The 5,992-nt window shown below is 66.6% G+C and carries 6 protein-coding genes; 5 read left to right on the forward strand and 1 reads right to left on the reverse strand.

Features of this window, described 5'->3' with window-relative positions; genetic code table 11:
* The 4 genes from G554_RS17855 to G554_RS0109200 form a co-directional block, all read left to right on the forward strand.
* Positions 1-426, forward strand: a 426-nt coding sequence (locus G554_RS17855) for a hypothetical protein (RefSeq protein WP_161626484.1), incomplete at its 5' end; no start/stop codon positions are given.
* Between the two features lie 117 nt (positions 427-543).
* On the forward strand, positions 544-1,926 hold the full coding sequence (locus G554_RS0109190) for an ABC transporter substrate-binding protein (protein ID WP_027587661.1): 1,383 nt from the start codon (positions 544-546) through the stop codon (positions 1,924-1,926).
* Complete coding sequence (locus G554_RS0109195) at positions 1,919-2,860, forward strand: carbohydrate ABC transporter permease (protein WP_027587662.1); 942 nt, start codon at positions 1,919-1,921, stop codon at positions 2,858-2,860. The genes G554_RS0109190 and G554_RS0109195 overlap by 8 nt, the downstream gene beginning before the upstream one ends.
* Entirely contained in the window at positions 2,857-3,858 is a 1,002-nt protein-coding gene (locus G554_RS0109200) for a carbohydrate ABC transporter permease (protein WP_245570016.1), read from the forward strand. The genes G554_RS0109195 and G554_RS0109200 overlap by 4 nt, the downstream gene beginning before the upstream one ends.
* 3 nt (positions 3,859-3,861) lie before the next feature.
* On the opposite strand, the gene G554_RS0109205 is transcribed toward G554_RS0109200, so the two are convergent.
* Positions 3,862-5,265 carry a protoporphyrinogen/coproporphyrinogen oxidase gene (locus G554_RS0109205; protein ID WP_027587664.1) on the reverse strand — a complete coding sequence of 468 codons (1,404 nt, stop codon included), beginning with the start codon at positions 5,263-5,265 and terminating at the stop codon, positions 3,862-3,864.
* 321 nt (positions 5,266-5,586) lie between these two features.
* Between G554_RS0109205 and G554_RS0109215 the strand changes: the two genes are divergently transcribed.
* On the forward strand, positions 5,587-5,901 hold the full coding sequence (locus G554_RS0109215; RefSeq protein WP_027587665.1) for a hypothetical protein: 315 nt from the start codon (positions 5,587-5,589) through the stop codon (positions 5,899-5,901).
* Positions 5,902-5,992 lie beyond the last annotated feature (91 nt).

Consider the following 5,992-nt stretch of genomic DNA (forward strand, 5'->3'; position numbering starts at 1 on the left):
CTTCGCTACCTCACCCGTTCACAACCTCCCGGGGAAGTACAACTAGAGCGCGGCGACCGCGAGCCCGGTCTCACCGAGGCGATGGCGGTCGCCGAGACCTTCACCACGTCCGTCGACGCCATGATGACCTCTCCCGACGACTTCCAGCGCACCTTGGAGTGGACCGGCCGGCGCAACGCCTACATCGAGGCGAGGAAGCACCTGATGCAGGCCGCGGCGAACTACGAGAGCGCCGCCGAGGAGCTGCGTGACTACATGGAGGGAGACCTTCAGATCCCGCAGATCGAACGGGACGAGCTCGAGCGCCAACTGGCCCAGTCCTGTGCCTGGGTGGCGATGGACGGCTACCGGGAGCGGGACCCGTGGCGTGAACGCTGGGGGGTCCAGGTCGCGGCCGACGACCCGGTGGCGCGTCTTCGGCCCTGAACACGGCCCCGGGGGACGCACTTCTCACCCTTGTGGATGTAGCAGTATCCGCCCATCCGGCGGATTGTGACTTCTATTGGCCGGGGACCGGCCGCAGACGCACAGGAGGAGAGTGGGATGGCAGGTGGGAGAAGTGTTCTGGGGGTCGTCGTGGCGGCGGCACTGCTGACCGTCGGATGCAATCCGGCGGCGCAGGACGAGCCGGGCGCCGCGAGCGCGTCGTCGAGCGGCTTCAGCACTCAGCTGTCGGGAACCCTCCGCACCGGAGGTTTCAACCCCTCCGACGAGGTGGCCAGGAGCCGCAGCGACCTCGCCACCCGGGCCGTGAGCCCGGTGAAGGTGAGCATGGACACCACCGAGTTCGATGCGCAGAAGTTCGCCGCCCAGGCGGCGTCGGGCCAGGTGCCCGACCTTCTCTCGGTGGACCGCACGGTCGTGGGCACCCTCGCCGACAAGGGGCTCATCCGACCGCTGGAGCAGTGCTTCAGCCTGCACGGCGTCCGGCCGGCCCAGCAGTACTATCCCGCCGCCATCAAGGATGTGACCTACGACAGGCACATCTACGGGGTGCCGCAGTCGTTCCAGACATCGATGCTCATCGGCAACAAGCGCGTCATGGCGAAGGCGGGGGTCACGGCGGCGCAGCTGGACACCAGCCGGCCCGATGCTCTGGTGGGGATCGCCCGCAAGATGTATCACGCCAGTAACGGCCGCCCCGACGTTCTGGGTCTGGATCTCGACCTGCCCGGTTCCTCGGCGATGTGGCTCAAGGTCTTCGGCGGCGCCCCGATGGACGATGAGGGACGCCCGACTCTCGATGATTCGAAGAACGTACAGGCCCTCACCTGGATGAAGAAGGTGATGGACGCCCAGGGCGGCTATGCCTCCATCAAGTCCTTCAAGGACTCGATGGATGTCTTCGGCGACCAGAACCAGTACGTCACCGACGAGGTCGGCGCCCAGACCTGGGGCCAGTGGTACGCCAACGTGCTGTCCAACACCCAGGACAAGGTCTCACCGGTCGGTGTGCCGGTGAAATCGGTGTCGGGGCAATCCATCGGCTTCGCCGGAGGAACGGCCCTGGTGGTGCCCAAGGGCAGCCGCAATCCCTCGGCGGCCTGCAGCTGGGCGATCAAGGCCACCTCGGTCGACGCCTGGGTGGCGGCCGGGCGGGCCCGGGCGCAGAAGGTGAAGGCCGAAGGGGCCATCAACACCGGACTGTTCACCGCCTCCCCGCCGGCCGACCGGGCGGTCCGCCGGCAGTTCGTCAAGTCCTCGGGCAACGCCGATTTCGACCAGCTGGTGAACGCCTCCTACACGACCCTGGAGAATCCCGTCTCCTTCGGCGGGTCGGCCGCCGGCAAGGCGATCTCGGACGCGCTCAGCAACGCCGTGTCGGTCAGCCTGGCGGGCGAGAAGACGCCGGCCCAGGCGCTGAAGGACGCCCAGGCCGATGCCACCCGTGCCTGGCAGCAGACCGCGGTCGGCAAGCATGCCTGAGCCCGGCCGGAAGGTGCGGCCGCGTCGCCGCCCCTCCAGATTGCGCCGCTCCGAGGCGCGCGCAGGGTATCTGTTCATCGCACCGTGGTGCATCGGGCTGCTCATCTTCACCGTCATCTCGATGTCGTGGAGCCTGGTGCTGTCCTTCCAGCACTACGACGTGGCCAGCGGCACGGGCACTCCGGCCGGCCTGGACAATTACCGGCTGCTGGCCAGCGACCCGACGGTCGGTAAATCGCTGGGGAACACGCTGTTCTACGCGGTGCTGGCGGTGCCGCTCGACATCCTGCTGGCACTGCTGCTGGCCTGCCTGCTCAATGGCATCGGCCGCGGCTCGGGCCTGTTCCGTACCCTGTTCTACCTGCCGAAGATGACGCCGACGGTCGCGACGGCGTCGGTCTTCCTGCTGCTGCTCAACGGCAACAGCGGCGCGATCAACACCGTGCTGCGGCTGTTCGGCATCAACGGCCCCCAGTGGCTGGCCGACCCGAACTGGATGAAACCCTCCATCGTCGTCATGACGCTGTGGTCGGTCGGAGGGTCGACGATCATCCTGCTGGCAGCGCTCCAGAACGTGCCGCGCGAGTACTACGAGGCGGCTGCGACCGACGGGGCCTCGCCGGCCCAGCAGTTCCTGCGCATCACGGTGCCACTGGTCTCACCGACACTGTTCTTCCTCACGATCGTCAACACGATCGCCGCGCTGCAGGTGTTCGACCAGTCGTACCTGCTGTTCTACCGCGACGGGAACGCCAGCGTCCCCGACGCCGCCCGCTTCTACGGCGTGTACCTGTACCAGCAGGCCTTCGAGCAGTTCAACTTCGGACGGGCGGCGGCGATGGCGTGGCTGCTGTTCGTCATCATCCTGGTGATCACCGCCATCCAGATGAGGGTGAGCAGGCGCATGGTCTTCTATGAGGGAGGTGACCGGTGAGCGCCCAGCCCGAGCCGGTGGTGCCGCAGCGGACCCCTTACGGCGGGGGAGCCGCGGCTCCCACCTCTGCCCAGGAGCTGCTCGGAGGGCGCCAGCGAATGGTCGCCGAGCAGCCCGCCAACCCGGCGGCGCTGGCACTGCCCGGGCGTTCCCGGCGGCCGCTGCGTCATCTGGGTGCGGCTGTGCGATGGGCGCTGGTGCTGTTCTTCTCCGCCCTGTTCCTGTACCCCTTCGCCTGGCTGCTGGCGGCGTCCCTGAAGCCACGCGGGCAGGTCTTCGACAATCGTCTGATCCCCAAGACTTTCAGCCCGCAGAACTACAGCTTGGTGTGGCACGAGCTCCCGCTGGGCAACTGGATGCTCAACTCGATCTTCATCGCCCTGGCCTCGGCCGTTCTGGTGACGATATCGAGTTCTCTGGTGGCGTTCGGCTTCGCCTACTTCCGTTTTCCGGGACGGGGAGCGCTGTTCTCGGTCCTGCTGGCGACGATGATGCTTCCCGGTGCGGTGACGCTGGTACCCAACTACCTCATCTGGAAGAACCTCGGCTGGCTCGGCACGAATGTTCCCCTGTGGGGCGGTTCGTTGTTCGGATCCGCGTTCTACATCTTCTTGATGCGCCAGTTCTTCATGACTCTTCCGCGCGACCTCTTCGAAGCCGCCAGAATGGATGGCTGCTCGGCTTTCGGTCTGTTCTGGAGGATCGCCTTCCCGCTGTCGCGCTCGAGCGCGATCATCGTGTTCATGTTCGAGTTCCAGGCGGCCTGGAACAATTTCACCGGTGCGCTCATCTATCTCAACTCGGGCGATCCCACGAGTTACACGGTGCCGCTGGGAATATCTCACGCCATGACCATGTACTCCCCGACCGCCGGCGGGCACGGCGACTATCAGTACGTCATGGTGGCGTCCCTGCTGGTGACACTGCCCATGTTGGTGATCTTCGTGCTGGGGCAGCGTCACTTCATCGCGGGGGTCACCACCGGTTCCAGCCGCTGAGGCTCACGGCTGGGGTTTCGCCACAGGCGCGCCGAGGTCGGCGGCGACCGACAGCGCGGCCTGTCTGCCGGTGAGCAGAACACCCTCGGTCGAGGAGACCACGAACAGGTACTCCCCGGCCAGATGCAGCCCCTCCACGTCCTGCCAGTGATGCTGTCTCAGGTCGCGCATTGCCGCCAGGTGCTCGGGAGGCTGCTGGCACACCGCGCGATCCCAGCGCACGACGTCTGTCGTCGACGGCTCATCGGGGAAGTCCGGGATGAACCGCTGGAGCTCGCTGATCACCGCTGCCCGGCGCTGGTCCTCGGTCATCGCGCTGAGCCTGCCGTCGTACCAGCCGGCGGTGAACGCATGGATGAGGCTGGTGCCGGCAGGGCCGCGGGAGCCGAAGGCGCCGGAGTTCTCGTCGAAGACGCGCACCAGCAGAGAGTCGGTGCTGTGGGGGATCATGAGGGAGACGAAGTTGTCGGGAACGACCCGGCGGTCCAGCCCGAAGACGTAGTTGTAGGTGGAGCTGTATGTGCAGCTGGACAGGTCGGCTGCCACGGCCTCGGGCAGGTCGGGGATGATCCGCGAGGTGACGTGGGCGTCTGTGGCGCAGATGACGTCGGCGGCCTCGATGATCCCCTCGCCCGTGCGCACCCCGCGGACCGCGCCGTCGTCGATGACGACCTCCTCGACCGGCGTCGACAGCCGTACGTGGTCACGCACCTGGTCGTAGAGCCTGTCGGTGAGCACCGCCATGCCACCATCGATGCTTCGCATCCCCCGCATCAGGGACAGTGCCGCGACCGGATGGGCGATGCTGACATCGGGAAGCTGGCCGAACAGCATCGTGCCGATGTAGGGGGCCAGCAGCCGGTCGGTGACCTCGGTCCCGCCGTGACGCAGCCCGAACTCCTCGCAGGTCGCGGCCTCGACGCCGGCCAGGCCCGGCAGCTGGCGATCACCCGTGCCGGAGGTGAGCACCTTGAGCATCCGCGGCAGCAGGGCCACTGCCAGCCGCGCGGCCTGCGGGTAGGCCCGGGCCGGCAACCCGCCCTCGGTGAGGAAGTCCCGAAGGTTGCGCAGCCTCATGCCGCGCCCGACCGACAGGAAGCGAGTCTGTTCGCCGTTCCAGAAGCCGAAGCACTGGGAATCGACCTTCTGCACCCGGTCGAGCAGGTCGAACTCATCGAGGTACCTGAATGTCGTGTCCCACTGCGGTTCTGTCATAGTGGCGCCGATCGCCCATGTGAACGGGCCTACCGTCCTGTTGCCGACCCGGCCTCCGGTCCGGTTGTCGGCTTCGAGGAGAACGTAGTCGATCCCGTGTTCCTGAAGCGTGTGGGCGGCTGAGAGCCCGGCGCACCCGCCGCCGACGACAATGACATCGTGGTGTTCGGCGACATCGTGATCTTCTGGCATTGTGGCCCGCTTTCATCAAGGAGCTGTATACGTAAGCCACGCTATGGGCCGGACGCTGCGACCCAAGACATTGTCAATGCACATGAGTTCGCGGGCCTGGTCGCATGTGCATGAGGGGCCGCTTGAAACCCTCTCGCGCTGGTTCGCATGATGGTTGCAGCTATCTCCCGAGGAGGAATCATGACTGAAAACGACGATGCCGGTCAGCAGGGCGGCCCGCGATTCGGTGAGACGAACTCCAAGTCGCTGTATTCCGCCCAGCCGACCAGGTCGTTGGACGACTAGCCCGAGCACAGGCGCCCGGCGGAGGAGGGGAGTGACATGGACCCGCGCACCAGGGAGGAACTCATCGCCGACCTCAAACGGCGGCGCTACGAGGGGACGATCGACGAACGGACCTACGAGGGCCGCAGGTCCCAGATACTGCTGGGCGACAACCCCGAGAGCCGTATCGCCCCAGAGGGGCGCCGGCACGCCGCCAGAGTCGGAGTGGGGATCGGGGTGCTCGTCGTCTTCGTGGCTCTGGGAGTCACCGCCCTGGTGTTTCTCGGACGCTACGGACTGCTGCCCATGGCGCTGTGCCTGGCGGTCGGCGGCTACATGGCATGGCGGCAGTTCCACCCGCATATCGACTAGCCTCGGCGTTTCATCGGTGAGTGCCGGAGGTGTGGTCGCCGGGTAGGCGAAAGTGCTCCTGACTTGGCAGGATAGGGCTTGTCTAGAGTCC

It is taken from the genome of Acidipropionibacterium thoenii DSM 20276 (assembly GCF_000423445.1).
GTDB classification, from domain to species: domain Bacteria; phylum Actinomycetota; class Actinomycetes; order Propionibacteriales; family Propionibacteriaceae; genus Acidipropionibacterium; species Acidipropionibacterium thoenii.